Here is a 21,826-nt window from a genome sequence, read left to right as displayed (position 1 = left end):
AAAGGCCCATGCGAGGAAAAAGAGATGCCTGACAAGAACAAAACCCCGACAATATATTGCCAGAATCATTGCCTTACCAAAACCATCAACCCACAACCCCACCACCCAAAAACAGCGGCAGAGAAAGAGAGTCAACGGGGCAAACAAACTAATTCGTCGACTATGACACACTGTTGAGTTCTCAAGAATCAGACGCATCTCGTCCCGCGGCATTTCAGCGCTGCGGCGGCGAGGCATTCCGAACATTAGCCGAGGTGATCGGCCCGTGCAATTCGGGCCTTTCTCCTCCGCTCCCCGGTGACTGCTCGGCGCCACCTCTCGGCTGGCGCGAGGCCGGACGATCGGTGTGCGACCTGGCGGTCACGGGGTGGTCTCCTCGGGGCCGGCAACCCGATCCTGACCGGATCTTGTTGCCCGCCGCTCCCTGGCGACTCAGAGAACATTAGGCGACGACGCGGCACATGCCAAATCCGTTCGACGTGACGCCGGGCACCCCCCGGCGGGGGAGGCGCCTGCGCTCGTGACGGGTCGTCAGAGCGAGGCGCGCGCGCCGGCGTCGACGGGTGCGACCGACACCGTGTCCGCGCTCGCGTAGCTGTGCTGCGACGTGGTGGAGAAGAAGTTGATGCCGATGAAGTTGAACCACAGGGTCGCCGTGCCGAGCAGCGCCAGGTAGGCGGCGTTGCGGCCCTTCCAGCCCGCGGTGGACCGGGCGTGCAGGTAGGCGGCGTAGACCACCCAGGTGATGAACGCCCACACCTCCTTGGGGTCCCAGTTCCAGTACGTCGACCAGGCCTGGTGCGCCCAGATGGGCCCGGTGATCAGGACCGCGAAGGTCCACACCGGGAACCCGAAGGCGTGCAGCCGGTAGGAGACCCGGTCGAGGGTGGCGAGACCGGGGACTCGCGAGAGGTAGCCGGTGTCGCTCTGGGTGCCCCGGGTGATCGCCCGGTCCTTCAGCAGGTAGAGCACCGAGCAGATGCCGCCGAGGCTGAACGCGCCGGTGGCGATCACCGCCGACACGACGTGGATCACCAGCCACGGCGAGTTGAGCGCCTCGGTCAGGGGCGAGACGGGGGCGTAGAGCCAGACCACGTCGACCATCAGCAGCACCAGGACGAAGGCGACCACCAGCGGCGCCATCCACGCCAGGCCGAGACGGCGCCGCATGACGACGTACAGCAGCGTGACCACGAACGTGCCGGCCAGGGTGAACTCGTACATGTTGCCCCAGGGCACCCGGTTCGGGTCGGCGGCGAGCCCCCGCGCGACCAGGGACACCGCGTGGAGCAGGCCCGCCGCCACGGTCAGCCCGAAGCCGACGCGCCCGAACAGGTCGATGCGCCGGGCGTGGTCGGGACCGGCGTCGGCCGCACCACCGTCCACGGGGCCGGGCACCCGGTCGGCGCCGGCCATCGCGGGCTCGGGCACGGACCCGGTGACCGGCACCTTGCGCAGCGCGCTCCACTCGACCAGGTGGGCCAGCAGGGCGAGGAAGTAGACCAGGCCGGCGGCGGCCACCGCCCGGTTGCTCAGGACTTCCCAGGCACTGTCGGTCACGACGTCTCCTCCTCCTCGCCCGGCGCGGTGCCGGGCTGGTGCTGCGGGTGCGGCGGGCCGGTGTCACCGGTGTCGCCGCGCAGCTCGGCGACGAGGTCGCGGAGCACGGCGTCGATGTCACCACCGCCGGAGCGGTCCAGCGCGGCCGCCTCCACCAGTGTGCCTCCCCCGTCGTGACGTGCCCGCACCCAGACGCGGCGGGGACGGATGAACAGCGAGCCGAGCAGACCCACCAGCGCGAGGCTCACCCCGGTCAGCGCGACGAGCTTGCCGGGGGTCTGGCTGATCTGGATGCGGTTCCACCGCTCCAGGCGCTCGAAGGTGACCGTCCCGAGACCGCCGGGCAGCCGGGCGGTCTCCCCCTCCTGCAGGTCGAGGCGGTACGGCGACCCGTCGGCCCTGGTGACCAGCTCGGCGTCCGACTTGTCGAGCACGTACACCGACTGCGACTGGCCCTCGTCGAGGCCGAGGTCGCCGGTGTAGGCCTGCATCGACAGCGTCGGGTTGTTGGCCTCGCCCATCACGTTGACCGGGTCGCCCTCGATGTTGATGAACGTCGGGTAGAACAACCCCTCGAGACCGATCTGCCCCGGCTCGGCGTCGGCGGCCTTCACCACGCCGAAGGACAGGAAGTTGGCGTCCTGCGGCAGGAACACCCGCGGCCCACCGGCCACCTCGTTGCCCTCGCCGTCACGCACCGTGATCACCGGCGCGTAGCCGTGGCCGATGAGGAAGACGTCGGTGTCGCCGATGGTGAGCGGGTGGTTGACCCGCAGGTCGTACTCCTGCGGCTCGCCGTCGAGGCCCTCCTGGTAGGTCAGGTTGCTCTGGAAGCCGCGGGCCTGGCCCTGTGCGGGCCCGCTGTCGAGCCACTCGACGTCGAAGGAGTCGATGTCAAAGGCGAAGTCGTCGAGCTGCTCGGCCCGGAACAGCGTGCCCGGCACGAAGTCGTCGTACTGGGTGAGGCGGTTGGCGAAGCCCGCGTCGTCACCGACGAGCAGGATCACCCCGCCCTTGTAGCCCAGCAGGCTGCCGACCGCGAAGCCGACCAGCACGACGACCACCGAGAGGTGGAACAGCAGGTTGCCGGCCTCGCGCAGGTAGCCGCGCTCGCCGCTGACGGCGTCCTCGCCGTCACGCTCGGGCCGCAGCCGGTAGCCCCGGCGCGCCAGCACGGTGCGCACCCGCTGCTGCACCTCCTCGACGCTCTCGTCGGTGGTGTACGACGTCGACTCGGGCAGCCGGGTGAGGTGGCGCGGGGCCGGCGGCGGCACCGCGCGCATCCCGCGCCAGTAGTGGAAGGTGCGCGGGATGATGCAGCCCACCAGCGAGACCATCAGCAGCAGGTAGATCGCGGCGAACCACGGCGAGCCGTAGACGTCGAAGAGGCCGAGCCGCTCGTAGACCGGCGTCAGCCGCGGGTGGGCGTCCTGCCAGTTCGCGGTCTTCAGGGCGTCGACGCCCTCCTGCGGGATGATCGAGCCCGGCACGGCCGCCACCGCCAGCACGAGCAGCAGGATCAGCGCGGTGCGCATCGAGGTGAGCTGGCGCCACCCGAAGCGGAACAGCTCGCGGGCGGTGAGCTCGCCCGAGCGGCGCTCCGGCGGCGGCGAGGCGCTGGTGCGGGACTCGGTGGCGGTGCTCACACGCTCACCTCGTAGTCGGAGACCAGGTGGTACTGCACCCAGGACACCATCTCGCCCCACACGCCGCTCACCAGCAGCACACCCACCAGCACGAGCATCGCCCCGCCGGTGCGGGTGATCAGCAGCTGGTGGCGGCGCACGAACCCCAGCGCTCCCAGCGCCCGGCGCCACATCAGCCCGGCCAGGATGAACGGGACCCCGAGGCCGAGGGAGTAGAACGCCAGGAGCACGCCGCCGCGTGCGGCCGTGCCCTCGTTGTAGGCCAGCGCGAAGATGACCCCGAGCGTCGGGCCGATGCAGGGCGCCCAGCCCACGCCGAACAGGAAGCCGAGCAGCGGGGCGGCCCCGAGGCCCACGGCGGGCACCTTGTGCACCCGCACGTCGCGCTGCAGGAACGGCACCAGGCCCAGGAACGCCAGACCGAGCACGATCGTGACGACGCCCAGGACCACGTCGAGCAGACGCCGGTTGACCACCAGCCAGCTCGCCACGCTCCCGGTGGCGACCCCGAGGAGGACGAAGACGACGGTGAACCCCAGGACGAACAGCACCGAGCCGGCCAGCATCCGCCCCCGACGCACCTCGCCGCTGGCGATGTCGGCGCCCGACAGGCCCGTGGCGTAGGAGAGGTAGCCCGGCAGCAGCGGCAGCACGCAGGGCGAGAAGAACGACACCAGCCCCGCCACCACCGCCACCGGCACCGCCAGCAGCAGCGACCCCGACAGCGCGGTCTGCCCGAACCAGTCGCCCACCTCAGCCCTCCTCGAGGACCTTCTCGACGATGCTGACGAGGGTCTGCTCGGTCGGGACCTCACCGCTGATCAACGCGGCGACGCGGCCCTCCTCGTCCAGCACGGCGGTGGACGGCATGGCCTGGGGGGCGACGTCGCCGGAGAACGCCAGCAGCGCGCGGCCGTCGGGGGCGTAGATCGAGGGGTAGTCGACCCCGCGCGCCCGCTCGAAGCTCGCGGCGTCGGCCTCGCTGCTGTCGCGGATGTTGATGCCCACGAAGTCGACCTCGTCGCCGAGCTCCTCGGAGGCCTGCGTCAGCAGCGGCATCTCGACGCGGCACGGGCCGCAGCCGCTCCACCAGACGTTGACCACGGTGACCGTGCCCGGCGTGATGCTCACCGTGCCGCCGGTGGTGGTCGGCTGGTCCTCAAGCACCACGGGCTCGCCCCGCTCGTCCGGGGGGTACTCCGAGACCGTCCCGCCCTCGATGTAGGTGACGCCGTCACTGGTGCCCTGCAGCGAGGAGCAGCCGGTGAGGGCCAGGGCGCCGGCCAGTGCGGCCACCGCCGCGGTGCCGCGGCGCCCGGGGGCGGGTGCCGTCACGGTCGCTTCTCCTGCGGCGCCCCGCCGGCGGAGAACGGTGCGGACTTGTCGGTGACCGGGATCAGGTCGCCGGCCGGCTCGGAGTAGGAGACCCGGACGAGCCGGTCACCGTCGAAGTGCAGCGACGTGAGCGAGCACAGCGTGCAGGTGCGGCTCTTCGGGTGGTGCAGGAACGAGCGCCCCTCGGCGGCGAGCCGCGTGGTCCAGATCGGCAGCTGGTGGGAGACGACGACCGCCTCGTGGCCGGTGGCGGCGACGCGGGCGTCGTGCACCGCCGACATCATCCGGGTGACGATGTCGTCGTACGGCTCGCCCCACGACGGTCGCCACGGGTTCCACAGGTGGCGCCAGGTCGCGGGGTTGCGCAGCGCGTTGGCGCCGGCGCCGAACTGCAGCCCCTCGAACTTGTTCGACGACTCGACGACGCGGCCGTCGGTGACCACCTCGAGGCCGCGGGCCTCGGCGAGCGGGCGGGCCGTCTCCTGCGCACGCTCCAGCGGCGAGACCCGCAGGTGGACGATGTCGCGGTCCTTGACGGCGTCGGCGACCTTCTCGGCCATCTGCACGCCGAGGCGGGAGAGGTGGAAGCCGTCGCGGCGCCCGTAGAGCACCCCGTCGGGGTTGTGCACCTCGCCGTGGCGCATCAGGTGGACGATCGTGCCGGGCCTGCCGCTGGGGCCGGGGCCGGTGGGGTCGGTGTCGGGGCTGGCACCGGTGCTCATGCGACGCTCCTCGCGGCGGCCGCCGCGCGGGCGGCGTGGGGCAACGCGTCGAGCACGGTCTGCACGGCGCGGTCGTCGTGGGCCGACGACAGGAACCACGCCTCGTAGGCCGACGGCGGGAGGTAGACCCCCCGGTCGAGCATGGCGTGGAAGAAGGCGGCGTAGGCGCCGGTGTCGGTGCGCGAGGCGTCCTCGAAGTCGCGCACCGGGCCCTCGGTGAGGAACACCGAGAACATGGTGCCGCTCGACTGCACGGCGTGCGGCACGCCCGCAGCGGCGAGCGCGTCGGCGGCGGCCGAGCCGATGGTCGACGCCGCAGCGCCGATGTGGTCGTAGACGTCGTCGGTGGCCAGGCGCAGGGTGGCCAGGCCGGCGGTGGTGGCGATCGGGTTCCCCGACAGCGTGCCGGCCTGGTAGACCGGCCCACCGGGCGAGAGGTGGGCCATCACGTCGGCCCGGCCGCCGAAGGCCGCGGCCGGGAAGCCGCCGCCCATCACCTTGCCGAAGGTGACCAGGTCCGGGCGCCAGCCCTCGTGCGCCCCGTCGAGGCCCCACTGGCCGCGCCGGGTGACGCGGAACCCCGTCATCACCTCGTCGCTGACGAAGAGGGCGCCGTGGCGGGTGCAGGTCTCGGCCAGGAACGCGTTGAACCCCGGCTCGGGCGGCACCACCCCCATGTTGCCCGGGGAGGCCTCCGTGACCAGGCAGGCGATGCGCTCGCCGTGCTCGGCGAAGACCGCCTCGACCGCCGCCCGGTCGTTGTAGGGCAGCACCAGCGTGAGCCCGGTCGAGGACGCCGGCACGCCCGGCGTGCCCGGCACGGTGGCGAAGGCCTGCCCCGACGGGGTGTCGCGCAGCGTGGCCAGCCCCGACCCGGCCGAGGCCAGCAGCGCGTCGACGTGGCCGTGGTAGCACCCGGCGAACTTCACGACGACGTCGCGCCCGGTGAACCCGCGGGCCAGGCGGATGGCCGACATGGTCGCCTCGGTGCCCGACGACACGAAGCGCACCTGGTCGACGGGGGTGCGCGCCACGATCTCCTCGGCCAGCAGCACCTCCGGCTCGGTGGGCGTGCCGTACGACGTGCCGCGCGCGACCGCGGCCTGCACCTGCGCCTGCACCTCGGGGTGGGCGTGGCCCAGCAGCATCGGGCCCCAGGAGCAGATCAGGTCGACGTACTCGTTGCCGTCGAGGTCGGTGAGCCAGGCGCCCTGCGCCGAGCGGATGAACCGCGGGGTGCCGCCGACGGCGTTGAACGCCCGCACCGGGGAGTTCACCCCGCCCGGCGTGACGGCCTGTGCCCGGGCGAACATCGCCGCCGAGGCCGCCGTCGACCCCGGGTCGGGGGCCGCCGCGGGGGTGGTCGGTGCGGGGTCGGTGGGTGCGTGACTCACCCTGCCATCATCCCCTCCGCCCCCAACGACGCGAACTCGCCGACCGATCCGGGAGGGCGAGGGTGACGAACACCTCACGACACGCCGGGGCCGACGTTTGCCCCGAGGTGGCCGTGGGGAGGCTCCCGCAGTCGGCCGGCAGGCCGTCGGACGGGTGTCACGGATCGGTCGGTTCCTACCGATGCGTAACCCCGACGTGACATCCTGCGTTGTGTCCGTCACAGGTGCTTGAGGGAGCACGACGAGATCCGCCTTGGGAGAGAGTGCAATGACCGACAAGCGAACCGCCCGCGTGAAGAGCGTCACGGCCCTGGTGCCCCTGGCGCTGGTGTCGGCTGCGTGGACGGCCTCGCTGGCCGGTGTCGGCGTCGGTGGCGCCGCCACCCTGCCCGTCGCGGCCGAGCTCGCCGGTCCCACGTCCCTGCCCGACGGCTCGTCGGTGCCGGCCCAGGCCATCGAGGCGCCCGCCTCGGTCTCGGGCTCCGACTCCATCACCGGCCTCACCGACGGCCTCGACGGCCGCGAGGCGCGTCAGGTGGTCGACACCGCGTCGACCTCCGGCATCCCCTCCGCCGCGCTGGCGGCCTACCAGCGCGCCGAGACCGTGATCAACGCCGCCGACAAGTCCTGCGACCTGTCCTGGCAGCTCGTCGCTGCGATCGGCCGGGTGGAGTCCAACCACGGCCAGTACGCCGGCAACACCCTCGACGCCGACGGCGTGGCGACCCCGGGCATCTACGGCATCCCGCTGAACGGCAGCAACGACACCCAGTCGATCTCCGACACCGACGCCGGGCAGTACGACAACGACAAGCGCTACGACCGCGCGGTCGGCCCGATGCAGTTCATCCCGTCGACGTGGTCGGTCGTCGGGGTCGACGCCGACGGCGACGGCACCCGCGACCCGCAGGACATCGACGACGCCGCGCTGGCCACCGCGGTCTACCTCTGCTCCGGCGACGACGACCTGTCGACGACCGCGGGCCAGGAGGCCTCTGTCTTCCGCTACAACCACTCCGACGAGTACGTGCAGCTCGTGCTCTCGATCATGGACGCCTACATGTCGGGCGACTACACCTCGGTGCCGTCGTCGACGACCGCCGCCGGCGTGATCCTGCCCGACCGCGACGCCCCGGCTCCGGCCCCCGTGCGCCCGACCCGGCAGCCGCAGCCCCAGCCCCAGCAGCCCGCTCCTGCTCCGGGCCCGGCGCCCGCGCCCGCGCAGCCCTCCGAGGCGGCGGCCGACCCCGCACCCGCCCCTGCCCCGGCCCCCGGACCGTCGTCGCCGCCGAAGCCCGACCAGCCTGCCGGCCCGAAGCCGCCGACCGGTGGCGGCCTCCCCACGCCTCAGCTGCCCGACGTGCCCGACACCGGCGTCGACCCCGTCGACGACGTGCTGTCCTACGCCCAGGCCGTCGTGCAGTGCGGCCTCGACGGCTTCATCGACAACCCGCTGAAGAAGGACGACCCCTTCGACAAGTGCGTCGCCGGGTACACCAGCTGACGCACCCCGCTCCGACACCGCGAACGGCCCGTCCCCTCGTGGGGGCGGGCCGTTCGTCGTCCGGACTGGGCCGGGCTGGGCTGGGCTGGGTCAGCGGCGCTGCAGCAGCCGGGCGGCCTCGCTGGCCCAGTAGGTGAGCACCACGTCGGCGCCGGCGCGCCGGATCGAGGTGAGCGTCTCCAGGATCGCGGCCTCGCGGTCGATCCAGCCGTGCGCCGCGGCGGCCTCGACCATCGCGTACTCCCCCGAGATGTTGTAGGCCGCCACCGGCACCGGCACGGCGTCGCGCACCTGGCGCAGCACGTCGAGGTAGGCCAGCGCCGGCTTCACCATCACCAGGTCGGCGCCCTCGGCGACGTCGAGCAACGCCTCGCGCACGCCCTCGCGGGCGTTGGCGCCGTCCTGCTGGTAGGTGCGCCGATCGCCCTGCAGGGCGGAGCCGACCGCCTCGCGGAAGGGCCCGAAGAACGCCGAGGCGTACTTCGCGGAGTAGGCCAGGATCGAGACGTCGGTGTGGTCGGCGGCGTCGAGCGCGGCCCGCACCACCGCCACCTGCCCGTCCATCATGCCGCTGGGGCCGACCATGTCGACACCGGCGTCGGCGTGCACGCGCGCCATCTCGGCGTAGAGCGCGAGGGTGCGGTCGTTGTCGACGGCGCCGTCGGGGGTGAGCACCCCGCAGTGGCCGTGGTCGGTGAACTCGTCGAGGCACAGGTCGCTCATCACGGTGAGCGCGTCACCCACCTCGCCCACCACGTCGGTGACGGCCCGGGTGAGCACCCCGGCGGGATCGATCGCGCCGGAGCCGAGGGCGTCCTTGTGCTCGGGCACGCCGAAGAGCATCACCCCGCCCACGCCGAGCTCGGCGGCCTCGGCCACCGCGGCCAGCAGGCTCGAGCGGGTGTGCTGGACGACCCCGGGCATCGACGAGATCGCCACCGGCTCCGTGATCCCCTTACGCACGAACAGCGGCAGCACCAGCTGGCGCGCCTCGAGCGAGGTCTCCGCCACCATGCGTCGCAGCGCCGGGGTGGTGCGCAGGCGGCGCGGTCGCACGGTCGGGCCGGTCACGTCCGGCACGTCACGGGGGTCCATCGAGGCTCCTTCTCTGGTGCCGGGCGGCCGGGCGGCCGGGTGGCCGGCGCTACGGGGCTCCGTACGCTTCTCGGCTGCGGTGGTCTCGACACGCTCGCTCGCGCTCGCTGCTCGACCTCCTCGCGTCGTTCAGAGCCGGCTTCGCCGGCCCTTCACTCCGCTCGGACCTTCCGCGCGCGGGCCGAGGGCTTGCGGTCGGAGGGGCGGGTGACGTCCTGGCCCTGCTCGAGCAGCGAGACCCGCCGCGCCGCACCGAAGTCGGCGAGGGCGTCGACGAGGGCGTCCACGTCGGGCACGGGCGAGAGCACGTCGACGCGCAGGCCGTGCTCCTCGGCGGTCTTGGCCGTGGCGGGCCCGATGACGCCGATCACGGTGGAGGGGTGGGGCTTGCCGGCGATGCCGACCAGGTTGCGCACCGTGGAGGAGGAGGTGAAGACCACCGCGTCGAACTTGCCGGTCTTGATGGCGTCGCGGGTGGGCGCCGGCGGCGGCGTGGCGCGCACGGTGCGGTAGGCGGTGACGTCGTCGCACTCCCAGCCGAGGTCGACCAGGCCGGCCACCAGGTTCTCGGTGGCGATGTCGGCGCGCGGCAGGAAGACGCGGTTGATCGGGTCGAGCACCTCGTCGTACTCGGGCCAGTCGGCCAGCAGCCCGGCCGCCGACTGCTCGCCGGAGGGCACCAGGTCGGCGCGCAGGCCCCAGGCGGCGATCGCGGCGGCGGTCTTGTCACCGACCGCGGCGATCTTGAGGCCGGAGAACGCGCGGGCGTCGAGGCCGTACTCCTCGAACTTCTCGCGCACCGCCTTGACGGCGTTGACCGAGGTGAAGGCGATCCACTCGTAGCGGCCCTCGACGAGGCCGCGCACGGCCTTGTCCATCTGCAGCGGGTTGCGCGGCGGCTCGACCGAGATGGTCGGCACCTCCTCGGGCACCGCGCCGTAGCCGCGCAGGCGCGCCGACAGGGCGCCGGCCTGGTCCTTGGTGCGGGGCACCAGCACGCGCCAGCCGAACAGCGGCTTGGTCTCGAACCACGACAGCGTGCTGCGCAGGTCGACGACCTTGCCGACCACGGTGACCGCAGGCGGGCTCATCCGCGCCGCGCGGGCGTCGGCGGCGATGTGCTCGAGGGTGGAGGTGACGGTGGACTGGGCGGTGGTGGTGCCGACCCGGGTCATCGCCACGGGCGTCTGCGGCGAGCGGCCGGCGGCGACGAGCGCCCGGCTGATCTCGCCGATCATGCCGACCCCGGAGAGCAGCACCAGGGTGCGGTCGTCGGCGTACTGCGACCAGTCGACGCTGCTGTCGCAGGTCACCACGGCGACCTCGCGGTGGTCCTTGGTGGTCAGCGGGATGCCGGCGTACGCCGGGACCGCGGTGGCCGAGGAGACCCCCGGCACGACCTCGAAGCCGATGCCGGCCTTGGCGCAGGCCTGGGCCTCCTCGGGTCCGGAGGCGTAGAGGAACGGGTCGCCGGTCATCAGCCGCACGACGCGGCGGCCGCGCTTGGCCTGCTTGACCACGACCTTGGCGCGGGCGGCGTGGGTGAGCGGCTGGCCGTCCTCGCCGAAGCCGCCGTCGACCAGCTCGGGACCTGCGGGGGCCGCCGCCGGCACGGCCGGCTCGCCGGCCTCGGCGGGCTCGGCGACCGGCTCGGGCAGGCCGAGCAGGGTGCGCACCAGCGAGGCGTGCTCGGGCGACTCGGTGACGACGACCTCGGCCTGGCGCACCAGGTCGAGTGCGCGCACGGTCAGCAGGTCGGGGTCGCCGGGCCCGCTCCCCACGAACGACACCCAGCCCCGGGTGGTGCCGGTGGTGGTCGCTGCGGTGGTCTCGGTGGACTTGGCTCGCGTCATGCGGGTGACACCTTGTCTGTTCCGGTGGTGATGGCTGGGCCTGGCTGGTCCAGCTGTCCTGCCCCGTCGGCGAGCATCTCCTGCGCCAACCGGGTGCCGACGCCGGCGGCGTCGGTGGGGCTCCCGGTGGCGGACATCCGCACCGAGAGGCTCCCGTCGAGCGAGAGCGCCACGGCCCTCACGTACATCTCGTCGCTGCCGTCGACGGCCTCGGCGATCACGGCGTAGGCGCCGATGGGTGCGGAGCAGCCGCCCTCGAGGGTGGCCAGCACCGCGCGCTCGGCCTCGACGACGGCGCGGCTGGGCGCGTCGTCGAGCACGCGGAGGCGCGCGGCGAGCGGGTCGTCGGTGCGACACTCCACGGCCAGCGCACCCTGCCCGGGGGCGGGCAGCACCTGCATCGGGTCGAGCACCTCGCTGACCTCCTCGAGCCGGTGGATGCGGGCCAGGCCGGCGCGCGCCAGGACGACGGCGTCGAGCTCGCCCGCGCGCACCTTGCCGACCCGGGAGTCGACGTTCCCACGGACCCCGACCACGTCCAAACCGAGACCGAGGGCGTGCAGCTGCGCGGCGCGGCGCGGCGAGCCCGTGCCGACGCGGCTGCCGACGGGCAGCTCGCCCAGCGTGAGGCCGTCGCGGGCCACCACGACGTCGCGCGCGTCCTCGCGCGGCGGCACCGCCACCAGGCTGATCCCGGCTGCGGGGTAGGTGGGCAGGTCCTTCAGCGAGTGCACCGCGACGTCCACGTCGCCGCGCAGCAGCGCGTCGCGCAGCGCCCCCACGAACACCCCGGTGGAGGAGCCACCGGCCAGCGGGGTGCCGGCGGCCTGGCTGCGGTCGCCCTCGGTGGTGACCTCGACCAGCTCGACCTCGACGCCGAGGCGCTCGCGCACCAGCTCGGCCACCGTGCCGGCCTGGGTGGTGGCCAGCAGGCTGCGCCGGGTGCCGACCCGCACCGGCGCGCTCATGCGGTGCCCCGGCGCAGGGGCGGTGCCACGACCTCGCCGGGCACGGCGCGCAGCTCGGGACGCGCCGGTCGCTGCGCTCCCTCCTCCTGCACCGCAGGACGGGTCACCGCGGTGACCGCCCCGGGATCGAGGGCGAACAGCTCGGCCAGCGCGGCGGCGTACGACACCGCGCCGGTCTCGTTGGCGAGCTCGCGCACGCGCACCGTGGGCTCGTGCAGCAGCTTGTCGGCGACCCGGCGCACGGTGTGGAGCACCTCGGCACGCGCAGCGTCGTCGAGGTCGGGCAGCCGGCTGGCCAGCCGCACCATCTCCGCGTCGACGACCGAGGTGGCCATCGAGCGCAGCGCCACGACGGTCGGGGTGACGCTGGCCTGGCGGCGCGCGGTGAGGAACGCCGCCACCTCCTGGGTCACGATGTCGCGCACGGCGGCCACCTCGGCGGCGGCCTCGGAGTCCTGCAGCTGGCTGGAGAGCTCGGCCAGGCCGACCAGGGTGACGCCGGGCAGGCCGGCCACCTCGGGGTCGACGTCGTGGGGCAGCGCGAGGTCGAGCAGCACCAGCGGGCGCGCGTCGGGGCGCGCGGCCACCACCATGTCGCGGGTCACCAGCACCCCCGTGGCCCCGGTGCAGGAGACCACGACGTCGGCCTCGGCGAGCTCGGCGGCCAGGTCGCCCAGGGGCGCCGGCCGGGCGGCGTACTCACGGGCGAGGCGGGCGGCCCGCTCGGGGGTGCGGTTCAGCACGACGACCTCGCCGGCCTCGAGGCGCGTGACGGTGGCGACCGAGAGCCCCGCCATCGCACCGGCGCCGAGCACCAGCACCCGCTTGCCGGCGACGTCGCCGACGACGTCGTGGGCCCGGGCCAGCGCCGCGGTCACCAGCGAGGGGGCGGCCAGGTCGATGTCGGTCTCGGCGCGCGCCCGCTTGCCGACGCGCAGGGCCTGCTGGAACAGCACGTTGAGGGCGGTGCCGACGGTGCCGAGCTCCTGGCCCAGCCGCAGGGCCTCGCGGGTCTGGCCGAGGATCTGGCCCTCGCCGACGGCCATCGAGTCGAGCCCGGCCGCCACCTGGAACAGGTGGGAGACCGCACCGTCGTCGTAGTGCACGTAGAGGTGCGGCAGCACGTCCTCGGCCGAGCTGCCCGAGCGCTCGACCAGGAGCCGGGAGAGCTCCTCGACCGAGCCGTGGAAGCGGTCGACGTCGGCGTACACCTCGAGGCGGTTGCAGGTGGAGATCACGGTGGCCTCGGCGACGTGCGCGCAGGCCGCGACGTCGTGGACCAGCTCGTGCACGCCGTCGCGGTCGAGCGCCACCCGCTCCAGCAGGGCCACCGGGGCGGAGTGGTGGGAGATCCCCACGACCAGGACGCTCATGCCGTCTCCTCTCGGACGAGCTCGCCGGGAGCGAGGTCGTCGTGGCCCGTCGTCGCGGGCGTCGCCTCGCCCTGGGCCTTGCGCTGCTCGTGGTAGGCGAGGATCTGCAGCTCGATGGACAGGTCGACCTTGCGCACGTCGACGCCCGCGGGCACCGCGAGCACCGCGGGCGCGAAGTTCAGGATGCTGCTGATGCCGCTGGCGACCATGTGGTCGGCGACGTCCTGGGCGGCCACCGCGGGGGTGGCGATGACGCCGATGGCCACGCCGTGCTCGTGGACGATCGCGGACAGGTCGGCGAAGGGCCGCACGTCGATGCCGGCCACCACCTCCTCGTGGCGCCGCGGGTCGGCGTCGAGCAGCGCGACCACGCGGAACCCGCGGCTGCGGAAGCCCGAGAAGTTGGCCAGCGCGTGCCCCAGGTTGCCGATGCCGACGATGACGACCGGCCAGTCCTGGGTCACGCCGATCTCGCGGGCGATCTGGTAGCGCAGGTAGCTGACGTCGTAGCCGACGCCGCGGGTGCCGTAGGACCCGAGGTGGGAGAGGTCCTTGCGCAGCTTGGCGCTGTTGACCCCGGCGGCACCGGCGAGCTCCTCGCTCGAGCACGTCGTCGTGCCGGCCTCGGCCAGCGAGGTCAGGGCACGCAGGTACACCGGGAGTCGCGCCACGGTGGCCTCGGGGATGTCCCGGGACGACTCGGGTGGGGTCCGTGCGGTCACTGCTTGTCTCCATGCCCAGCCGCGCCGGCGGGGACCGAACGGCCCGGGATCGCATCGCGGCGACTTCACTGTAGGAGTTTGTGAACGCGAGAACAAACCACGGCGACCCCCGGGCTACCACATGTGAGAAGAGCCACCCGCGACGGGGTCACCGGTGGCGCCGTCGCTCGCTGCGGTGCAGGTCAGGGGCAGGTCAGGGGCGGGTCAGGGGCGGGTCGGCTCGGGTCAGCCGCGGGTGAGGGCGGTGCGCAGCCGGGTGGCGTCGACGCGCCAGAAGTCGTGCTGGCGCCCGTCGACGAAGGTCACCGGCACCTCCTCGCCGAAGCGGTCGACCAGGGCGGGGTCGTCGTCGATCATCACCTCGTCGAAGGACTCCCCCAGCTCGGCGCACACCGCCTCCACCACCTCGCGGGCCTGGGCGCACAGGTGGCAGCCGGGGCGCGAGTACAGCCGTACGCGCGGCGCCGGGCTCACCGCTCGGCCCGCCCGGCCCGCTCGCGCTCGGCCGCGCGCAGCGCGCCCTTGCGCACCTTGCCGGTCACCGTGCGCGGCAGCGCGTCGACCACCTCGACGCGGGTGGGTCGCTTGAAGCGGGCCAGCCGGCGCTCGCAGCGGAACCGCACCGCGGCCACCACCTCCTCGACGTCCTGGCCCGGGGCGCGCACGTAGGCCACGACGGTCTCGCCGGTGGCGTCGTCGGGGGCGCCCACGACGGCGACCTCGCTGACGCCGACGACCTCGCGCACCACCTCCTCCACCTCGGCGGGGTAGACGTTGAACCCCGAGACGACGATCAGCTCGGTGACCCGGTCGACGAGGAACAGGTCGCCGGAGGCGTCGAGGAACCCGACGTCACCGGTGGCCCACCAGCCCTCGGCGTCGGGGCCGCCGGCGCCGTCGGGCCAGTAGCCGCTGAACAGGTTGGCGCCCCGCACGTGGATCTGGCCCGGGTCGCCGGAGGAGGGGGCGCGTCCGGCCTCGTCGACCAGGCGCAGCTCGATGCCCGGCAGCGCGGCACCCACCGAGCCGGGCTGCAGCCGCGCGCTGCACAGCGTGCTGGTGACGATCGGGGCGGCCTCGGTGAGCCCGTAGCCCTGGTGCACCGCCACCCGGGTGCGCCCGAAGACCTCCTCGACCACCTCGGGGGCCAGCGGCGCCGCCCCGGACAGCAGCAGCCGGACGGGGCCGAGGCGCTCCTCGAGGTGCTCGTCGCGGCGCCAGTGGGTGAACACCGCCGGTGCCACCGGCACCACGCTGCACGCCTCGTCCTCGATCAGGTCGAGCACGTCGTGGGGGTCGAACCGGTCGACCAGCACCAGCTTGGCGCGGTGGCGCAGCGCGCCGCCGAGGACGGCGTTCAGGCCGTAGACGTGGAACAACGGCAGCGCGCCGAGCACGACGTCGTCGCCGTGGATCATCGGCGGCTGCACGGCCGCCACCTGCTCGAGGTTGGCCAGGAGGGCGCGGTGGCTGAGCATCGCCGCCCGCGGGTGGCCGGTGGTGCCGCTGGTGTAGAGCAGCACGGCCAGCGCCTCGGGGTCGCGCAGGGGCGGCACGGCGCGGGCCGGCGTGGCGCGCAGCCGGTCGTAGGAGCGCTCACCGGGGCGCGGCGCCACGGCGACCACCACGACGCGCGGCGGCGGCGCCCCGTCGGGCGCGAGCCCGTCGACGGCGGCGCGCACGGCGTCGACCGACGTGCCGTCGGTGACCACGAGCCGGGGCCGGCAGTCGGCGAGCACCGCCAGCAGCTCCTCGGGGGTGCCCCGCGGGTTGACCGGCACCGCCACGGCCTGCACCCGCAGCACGGCGAGGTAGGACACCACGAACTCGAGGCGGTTGCCCAGGGCCACCACGATGCGGTGGCCGGCCACGACACCGGCTGCGCCCAGGCCGGTGGCCACCCGTCCCACCTCGTCGTCGAGGCCGGCGAAGGTCAGGCTGCGGCCGTCGGTCTCGACCAGGGCCAGCTTGTCTGGGTTGCGCGCCGCCGCCTCGGTGGCGAGGGCGGCGACGCCGGCCGGTGCGGGAGGCACGGGCGGCGACGGCATGCGGGGAATGCTCCCACACCGCCCCCGCGCCCGGAGGCGGTACGACACAGGCCGTGGGGCCTGCGGCGGCGGGCGCGATCTCCTACGCTGACCGACGTGACACCCCCCGGCGAACGGCGCACGCTCCCCAACCTGCAGCAGCGCTCGACGCTGGCCGGGGAGGCCGCCGCAGCGGCCGCGGAGGTCGAGACCGCGCTGCACACGCCGGCCGACGCCCGGCACGCGGCGTTCTTCGACGTCGACAACACGATCATGCAGGGCGCGAGCATCTTCCACCTCGCGCGCGGGCTGCACCGGCGCGACTTCTTCACCACCCGCGAGATCGCCGCGGCGGCGTGGAAGCAGGCCTACTTCCGCGTCGTGGGCGTCGAGGACCCCGCACACGTCGCCGAGGCCCGCACCTCGGCGCTCGGCTTCATCGCCGGCCACACCGTGGCCGAGCTGGAGGACCTCAGCGAGGAGATCTTCGACGAGGCGATGGCCCACCGCATCTGGCCGGGCACCCGCGCGCTGGCCCAGATGCACCTCGACCGCGGCCAGCGGGTGTGGCTGGTGACCGCCGCCCCCGTCGAGATCGCCCGCATCATCGCCCGTCGGCTCGGCCTCACCGGCGCCATGGGCACCGTCGCCGAGACCGAGGACGGCGTCTACACCGGCCGGCTGGTGGGCGACATGCTGCACGGGCCCGCCAAGGCCGAGGCGGTGCGGGCGCTGGCGGTGCTGGAGGACCTCGACCTCGCCGGTTGCTCGGCCTACTCCGACTCCTTCAACGACCTGCCGATGCTCTCCCTGGTCGGCGACCCCTGCGCGATCAACCCCGACGCACGCCTGCGCCACCACGCCCGCGAGCAGGGCTGGCGGGTGCGCGACTACCGCACCGGTCGCAAGGCCGCGCGGGCCGGGCTGGTGCTCGGCGCCGCCGCCGGGGCCCTCGGCGGCACCGTGGCCGCCGGCGTGGCCGTGCGCGCGCGCCGCGACTGAACCGGCGCCGCGCCGCGCCGTCGCTGCGCCGTCGCCGAGCCACCCGGCGCGCCTCCCCCAAATCCTGCGAGGCGGTTCCCAGGACACGGTGTGCGGCCTACCATCGGAGGGCTCTGTGGGGGAGCACGGGAGGAAGACATCGTCATGCCGCGGCACGCCGAGGACGCTGCGCGGGGGCTCGACGCCCTGCGCACCGCCGTGGCGCGCCTGCTGGACGGCCTCGACCCGCTGCCCTCGCCGTCGGCCGTGGTGGCCGGGCCCGCCGCCACCGGCCCCCACGGGCGCTGGGCCGACCGCCTCCTCGCGACCGTCGCCGACAGCGACCACCCCGGGCCCGGCACGGGCGGCCCGTCGTACGACGACGCCGGCCTGGCCGCGTCGTCGGAGGAGTCGGAGGGCGAGCGCACCCGCCTGATCGCGCTGGTCGAGCTGGCCCGCCAGGGCGATGCCGACGCCTTCGGCCTGCTCTACGACCACTACCAGGGCGCGGTCTACCGCTTCCTCTTCTACCGCACCCGGTCCTCGCCGCTGGCCGAGGACCTCACCTCGGAGACGTTCTTCCGGGCGCTGCGGAGCATGCAGGGCTTCCGTTGGCAGGGCAAGGACTTCGGCGCCTGGCTGATGACCATCGCGCGCAACCTGGCCACCGACCACTTCAAGGCCGGCCGCACCCGCCTCGAGCTGACCACCGAGGACATGGGCCTGCACGACGACGCCACGGAGAGCCCGGAGGCCACCGTGATGGCCGGGCTCACCAACGAGATGCTGCTCACCGCGATGGGCCGGCTGCCCCTCGAGCAGCGCGACTGCCTCGCGATGCGCTTCCTCCAGGGACTGAGCATCGCGGAGACCGCCGAGGCCCTCGGACGCAGCGAGGGCGCGGTCAAGCAGCTGCAGCTGCGGGGCGTGCGCAACCTGGCCAAGCTGATGCCCGACGGGATCCGCGACCGATGAGGGCGCCCGTCCGTGCAGCCCGGCCCACCCGCCGCACCGGTGCCGTAACCAACCGCCGCGACCGGTCGTTGCCAGGGGTGTCGACGTGCTCCCCGGCCGTCGAGACCCCGTCCACCCCGCCGGTGGCGACGACAGGAGGGCCGCGATGAGTCCCGTGCACCCGGTGCGTCGCCGCGCCGAGGAGTTCGCCTCCCTCGTCGAGGACGCCTCGACGGGTCGCGCCGACGCCACGCGCCACGCCGAGCTGCTCGCGCTGGTGGGGGCCCTGCGGGCGGTGCCGGCCCCCGAGCCGCGACCGGCCTTCGTCGTCGAGCTGCGCGAGCGGCTGATGGACGCCGCCGCCACCGAGCTGGCGCCGGCGCGCACGCCCGCGGCCGTCGCCGACCGGCTGACGCTCACCCCGCGCACCACCCGCACCCCCCACCGGGAGCGACGCCTCGCCGCGGCCCTCGGCGGGCTCGCCGTCGTGGGCGCCACCTCGTCGATGGCCGTCGCCGCGCAGAGCGCCCTGCCCGGCGACGTGCTGTACCCCCTGAAGCGCGCCATCGAGAACGCCCACACCGGCGTCAGCGTCGGTGAGGACGACAAGGGCCAGACCCTGCTCGCCAACGCCTCGGGGCGCCTCGACGAGGTCGGGGAGCTGACCCGCAGCGGCAGCGACGACACCGCGGTGCTCAGCGCCACCCTCGACGACTTCACCGCCCAGGCCGAGGAGGCGTCGCGGCTGCTGGTCGACGACTACACCCGCACCGGGCGGGAGGAGTCGATGACCGAGCTCCACGACTTCACCGCCCGCAGCCTCGCCGACCTGGACGCCCTCGCCGGGGTGCTCCCGCCGGACGCCGAGGACTCGCTGCTGCGTGCGGGCGCCGTGCTCACCGACATCGACGCCGCCGTCGACCAGCTGTGCCCGACGTGCGCCGGCGACGGCATCACCTCCGTCCCGCCGTGGCTGCTGCAGGCCGCGGGCGTGGCCACCGACGACGTGCTGCGCCCGACCGCGGCGCTCGAGCGCGAGAGCGCCGTCCGGCCCGACCCGGCGCCCGCCGACCCCGGCGGGCCCCGGCGCGGCAACCAGGACGTCGAGCGCACCCCCGACCCCGACGGCGCTCCCGGCAGCGTGACCGTGGTGCCGCCCTCCGGCGGCGCGCAGCCCGGTGACGGCTCGGCGCCGCTGCAGCCGTCGGCGCCCGCGACCGGCCCGACCCGGGGCGACGACGCCGGCGACGGCCCCGCCGGCGGCGTGCTCGGCGGACCGAGCACGGCCGGCAACGGCACCGGCGACCTCGAGGACACCCTGGGCCACGTCGGCGACGGCGTCGGCGAGGTGGTCGAGGACCTCGTGGACGGCGTCGACGACGCGACCGGGCCGCTGCTCGGCCGCACGCCCGCTCAGGACTGAGCCCTAGCGGAAGACCGAGTCGCGCTGCATCAGCAGCGTGTAGAGCGTCTGCTGGATCGTCTCGCGCACCTGGTCGGTGACGTCGAAGACCAGCATCGGGTCGTCGGCCGCGCCGGCCTCGTAGTCGTCGGTGCGGATCGGCTCGCCGAACTCCAGCAGCCACTTCGACGGCAGCGGCACCAGCCCGAGGGGCCCCAGCAGCGGGAACAGCGGCGTGATCGGCAGGTAGGGCACGCCGAGCAGGCGGGCCAGGGACGGGATGTTGCCGACCAGGGGGTAGATCTCCTCCGCGCCCACCACCGACAGCGGCACGATCGGCACGCCGGTGCGCAGGGCGGCCGAGACGAAGCCGCCACGGCCGAACCGCTGCAGCTTGTAGCGCTGGGAGTAGGGCTTGCCGATGCCCTTGAACCCCTCGGGCCACACCCCGACCAGCTCGCCGCCGCGCAGCATCCGCTCGGCGTCCTCGCTGCAGGCGAGGGTGGCGCCGCTGCGCCGGGCCAACGAGCTGACCACCGGCGTCTTGAACACCAGGTCGGCGCCGAGCGGGCGCAGGAAGCGGCCGGTGCGGTCGTGGATGGCGACCATGCTCATCAACCCGTCGACCGGGATCGTGCCGGAGTGGTTCGACACCACGAGCGCGCCGCCCTCGGCGGGGATGTTGTCGATGCCGCGGACCTCGATGCGGAACCACTTCTCCGCGATCGGGCGCAGCGCGGCGAGGAAGAACCGCTGGGTGACCTCGGGGTCGAAGCCGTACTCGTCGATGGCGTAGTCGCCGGTCACCCGGCGGCGCAGGAACGCCAGGAAGTGGGCCAGGCGCACCTCCCACTGCTCACCGAACAGCTCACGACTCGCCCCCTGGAACGCCGCGAGCCAGTCGGCCGTCGGCACCCCGGCGAGCGGGTGGCGCTCGGCGGTGGTGGCGGGCGCGGCGGGCTCCGGAGCGGCGGGCTCGGCCGCCTCGACGACGTCCGGCTCGACGGGCGCAGCCGCCTCGGCCACCTCGGCCGCCTCGACGGGCTCCGTCGTACCGGCCTCGTCGCGGGCTGCGTCGGCCTTGCGGCGCGCGGGTCGGGACGTGCCGCCGGCGAGCCCGCGGGCCGCGGACGACGGCGCGGTGCCGGTGCCGCGGCCGGGGCGGCCGCGGGTGCCGATCGGGATGATCTCGGCGTCACCCACGGTCGGCCTCCCGACCGTCGGGGCCGGCAGCGGGGCCGGCGGTGACCACGCGGGGGCCGGCGGGCACCGCGGGCTCGGGGAAGACCCGGCCGAGGCCGGAGAGCACCCGCTGGGTGGGTGCGGCGCCGGCAGGCACCAGCGCGGCGAAGTCGGCGAACGCCTCGGCGGTGCTGAACTCGGGCACGAAGCCCAGCTCCTCGCGCATGCGGGTGGTGTCGACGCCGCGGCCGTAGGTCAGCAGGCCCAGCAGCTCGGGTGAGAAGTCGGTGATGCCGGCCGAGCGCAGCGTCGAGCGCAGGCGCGACACCGCGAAGCCGGGCACCGGCAGCGACGGGCGCTGCAGGCGCCGCACGGCCTGCGACAGCATCATCACGCCGTCTCCGGCGACGTTGAAGGTGCCCGCGACGTCGCGGGTCACGGCGTGGCTGAGCGCGGAGAACAGGTCGCGCTCGTGGAGCAGCTGCAGACGCGCGTCGTGGCCGAGCACGGTGGGGATCACCGGCGCGCGGAAGTACGACGTCATCGGGCTGCTCACGTGGGGGCCGACGACGTTGGCGCAGCGCAGCATGGTCACCCGCACGTCGGGACGCCGACGCGCGAAGCCGCGGACGTAGCCCTCGACCTCCGCGACGTCCTTGGCGTAGCCCGCACGCGGGGCACGCCGCGGCTCCATGTCCTCGGTGAACATCGCCGGGTCGCGGCTGCTCGCGCCGTACACGGTGGTCGTCGACTTCACCACCAGGTGCCGCACGGTGGTGGAGCGCTGGCAGGCCGCGAGCAGCTGCATCGTCCCGATGACGTTGAGCTCCTTCATCGTGTTCCGACCCCCCGCGGTGGTGGGGGTGGAGATGACGCTCATGTGGACGACGGTGTCGACGTCCTCCTTGGCGATGATCTTCGCGATCACCGGGTTGCGGATGTCGGCCCGCACGAAGGACACGTCGCCGAAGTCACCGCGCGGCGGGGTGACGTCGACGCCGATGACCCGGCTGACGGTCGGGTCGAGGGCGACGGAGCGCGCGAAGCGACGCCCGAGGTCCCGAGAGACCCCGGTGACGAGGACGACGCGGCTCACGACACCTGCTCG

At 74.2% G+C, this 21,826-nt stretch carries 19 protein-coding genes; 4 read left to right on the top strand and 15 right to left on the bottom strand.

Annotated features, from left to right (window positions below):
* Window positions 1–531 precede the first annotated feature (531 nt).
* From ccsB to hemL, 6 genes are all read right to left on the bottom strand, one after another.
* The gene (gene ccsB / locus AC4OR8_RS04905; RefSeq protein ID WP_492164451.1) at window positions 532–1,560 is read right to left on the bottom strand and encodes a c-type cytochrome biogenesis protein CcsB; all 1,029 of its coding nucleotides are present in this window, start codon (window positions 1,558–1,560) and stop codon (window positions 532–534) included.
* Window positions 1,557–3,206 (bottom strand): cytochrome c biogenesis protein ResB, encoded by a 1,650-nt coding sequence (resB, locus tag AC4OR8_RS04900; protein WP_492164450.1) that lies wholly within the window; start codon window positions 3,204–3,206, stop codon window positions 1,557–1,559. The genes ccsB and resB overlap by 4 nt, the downstream gene beginning before the upstream one ends.
* The gene (locus AC4OR8_RS04895) at window positions 3,203–3,958 is read right to left on the bottom strand and encodes a cytochrome c biogenesis CcdA family protein (protein ID WP_492164449.1); all 756 of its coding nucleotides are present in this window, start codon (window positions 3,956–3,958) and stop codon (window positions 3,203–3,205) included. Before AC4OR8_RS04895 ends, resB begins: the two co-directional genes overlap by 4 nt.
* 1 nt (window position 3,959) lies before the next feature.
* Entirely contained in the window at window positions 3,960–4,541 is a 582-nt protein-coding gene (locus AC4OR8_RS04890) for a TlpA family protein disulfide reductase (protein ID WP_492164448.1), read from the bottom strand.
* Window positions 4,538–5,185: a histidine phosphatase family protein gene (locus tag AC4OR8_RS04885; RefSeq protein ID WP_492164475.1), complete on the bottom strand. Its 648-nt coding sequence runs from the start codon at window positions 5,183–5,185 to the stop codon at window positions 4,538–4,540. Before AC4OR8_RS04885 ends, AC4OR8_RS04890 begins: the two co-directional genes overlap by 4 nt.
* Before the next feature lie 74 nt (window positions 5,186–5,259).
* Window positions 5,260–6,657 carry a glutamate-1-semialdehyde 2,1-aminomutase gene (hemL, locus tag AC4OR8_RS04880; RefSeq protein ID WP_492164447.1) on the bottom strand — a complete coding sequence of 466 codons (1,398 nt, stop codon included), beginning with the start codon at window positions 6,655–6,657 and terminating at the stop codon, window positions 5,260–5,262.
* A gap of 268 nt (window positions 6,658–6,925) precedes the next feature.
* Between hemL and AC4OR8_RS04875 the strand changes: the two genes are divergently transcribed.
* Complete coding sequence (locus AC4OR8_RS04875) at window positions 6,926–8,161, top strand: lytic transglycosylase domain-containing protein (RefSeq protein WP_492164446.1); 1,236 nt, start codon at window positions 6,926–6,928, stop codon at window positions 8,159–8,161.
* A gap of 90 nt (window positions 8,162–8,251) precedes the next feature.
* On the opposite strand, the gene hemB is transcribed toward AC4OR8_RS04875, so the two are convergent.
* The 7 genes from hemB to AC4OR8_RS04840 all read right to left on the bottom strand — a co-directional run bounded on the left by hemB (window position 8,252) and on the right by AC4OR8_RS04840 (window position 16,220).
* Window positions 8,252–9,256 (bottom strand): porphobilinogen synthase, encoded by a 1,005-nt coding sequence (gene hemB / locus AC4OR8_RS04870; RefSeq protein WP_492164445.1) that lies wholly within the window; start codon window positions 9,254–9,256, stop codon window positions 8,252–8,254.
* A 152-nt stretch (window positions 9,257–9,408) separates the two neighbouring features.
* Window positions 9,409–11,109, bottom strand: a complete 1,701-nt coding sequence (locus tag AC4OR8_RS04865; RefSeq protein WP_492164444.1) for a bifunctional uroporphyrinogen-III C-methyltransferase/uroporphyrinogen-III synthase — start codon at window positions 11,107–11,109, stop codon at window positions 9,409–9,411.
* Complete coding sequence (hemC, locus tag AC4OR8_RS04860; protein WP_492164443.1) at window positions 11,106–12,077, bottom strand: hydroxymethylbilane synthase; 972 nt, start codon at window positions 12,075–12,077, stop codon at window positions 11,106–11,108. Before hemC ends, AC4OR8_RS04865 begins: the two co-directional genes overlap by 4 nt.
* Entirely contained in the window at window positions 12,074–13,450 is a 1,377-nt protein-coding gene (locus AC4OR8_RS04855; protein WP_492164442.1) for a glutamyl-tRNA reductase, read from the bottom strand. The genes hemC and AC4OR8_RS04855 overlap by 4 nt, the downstream gene beginning before the upstream one ends.
* Entirely contained in the window at window positions 13,447–14,172 is a 726-nt protein-coding gene (locus AC4OR8_RS04850) for a redox-sensing transcriptional repressor Rex (protein WP_492164441.1), read from the bottom strand. The genes AC4OR8_RS04855 and AC4OR8_RS04850 overlap by 4 nt, the downstream gene beginning before the upstream one ends.
* Before the next feature lie 225 nt (window positions 14,173–14,397).
* Window positions 14,398–14,646: a glutaredoxin family protein gene (locus tag AC4OR8_RS04845; protein WP_492164440.1), complete on the bottom strand. Its 249-nt coding sequence runs from the start codon at window positions 14,644–14,646 to the stop codon at window positions 14,398–14,400.
* Window positions 14,643–16,220, bottom strand: a complete 1,578-nt coding sequence (locus AC4OR8_RS04840; RefSeq protein ID WP_492164439.1) for a class I adenylate-forming enzyme family protein — start codon at window positions 16,218–16,220, stop codon at window positions 14,643–14,645. Before AC4OR8_RS04840 ends, AC4OR8_RS04845 begins: the two co-directional genes overlap by 4 nt.
* A 96-nt stretch (window positions 16,221–16,316) precedes the next feature.
* Between AC4OR8_RS04840 and AC4OR8_RS04835 the strand changes: the two genes are divergently transcribed.
* From AC4OR8_RS04835 to AC4OR8_RS04825, 3 genes are all read left to right on the top strand, one after another.
* Complete coding sequence (locus tag AC4OR8_RS04835) at window positions 16,317–17,201, top strand: HAD family hydrolase (protein ID WP_492164438.1); 885 nt, start codon at window positions 16,317–16,319, stop codon at window positions 17,199–17,201.
* 144 nt (window positions 17,202–17,345) lie between these two features.
* Window positions 17,346–18,155, top strand: a complete 810-nt coding sequence (locus AC4OR8_RS04830) for a sigma-70 family RNA polymerase sigma factor (protein ID WP_492164437.1) — start codon at window positions 17,346–17,348, stop codon at window positions 18,153–18,155.
* Between the two features lie 145 nt (window positions 18,156–18,300).
* Window positions 18,301–19,557, top strand: coding sequence for a DUF5667 domain-containing protein (locus tag AC4OR8_RS04825; protein ID WP_492164436.1), 1,257 nt, complete (start codon window positions 18,301–18,303; stop codon window positions 19,555–19,557).
* A 3-nt stretch (window positions 19,558–19,560) separates the two neighbouring features.
* On the opposite strand, the gene AC4OR8_RS04820 is transcribed toward AC4OR8_RS04825, so the two are convergent.
* A complete protein-coding gene (locus AC4OR8_RS04820; protein WP_492164435.1) occupies window positions 19,561–20,739 on the bottom strand; it encodes a lysophospholipid acyltransferase family protein in 1,179 nt (392 codons plus the stop codon).
* Entirely contained in the window at window positions 20,732–21,814 is a 1,083-nt protein-coding gene (locus tag AC4OR8_RS04815) for an NAD-dependent epimerase/dehydratase family protein (RefSeq protein ID WP_492164434.1), read from the bottom strand. The genes AC4OR8_RS04820 and AC4OR8_RS04815 overlap by 8 nt, the downstream gene beginning before the upstream one ends.
* Window positions 21,815–21,826 lie beyond the last annotated feature (12 nt).

This window comes from Nocardioides sp. FY1077 (assembly GCF_058681775.1).
This window is presented reverse-complemented; position numbering and strand designations above follow the sequence as displayed.

Bases quoted from the DNA above. Each gene is read 5' to 3' on its own strand.
- hemC (WP_492164443.1), bottom strand. From the start codon at position 12,077: ATGAGCGCGCCGGTGCGGGTCGGCACCCGGCGCAGCCTGCTGGCCACC.
- AC4OR8_RS04875 (WP_492164446.1), top strand. From the start codon at position 6,926: ATGACCGACAAGCGAACCGCCCGCGTGAAGAGCGTCACGGCCCTGGTG.
- AC4OR8_RS04825 (WP_492164436.1), top strand. From the start codon at position 18,301: ATGAGTCCCGTGCACCCGGTGCGTCGCCGCGCCGAGGAGTTCGCCTCC.
- AC4OR8_RS04840 (WP_492164439.1), bottom strand. From the start codon at position 16,220: ATGCCGTCGCCGCCCGTGCCTCCCGCACCGGCCGGCGTCGCCGCCCTC.
- AC4OR8_RS04885 (WP_492164475.1), bottom strand. From the start codon at position 5,185: ATGCGCCACGGCGAGGTGCACAACCCCGACGGGGTGCTCTACGGGCGC.
- AC4OR8_RS04855 (WP_492164442.1), bottom strand. From the start codon at position 13,450: ATGAGCGTCCTGGTCGTGGGGATCTCCCACCACTCCGCCCCGGTGGCC.
- AC4OR8_RS04830 (WP_492164437.1), top strand. From the start codon at position 17,346: ATGCCGCGGCACGCCGAGGACGCTGCGCGGGGGCTCGACGCCCTGCGC.
- AC4OR8_RS04865 (WP_492164444.1), bottom strand. From the start codon at position 11,109: ATGACGCGAGCCAAGTCCACCGAGACCACCGCAGCGACCACCACCGGC.
- hemB (WP_492164445.1), bottom strand. From the start codon at position 9,256: ATGGACCCCCGTGACGTGCCGGACGTGACCGGCCCGACCGTGCGACCG.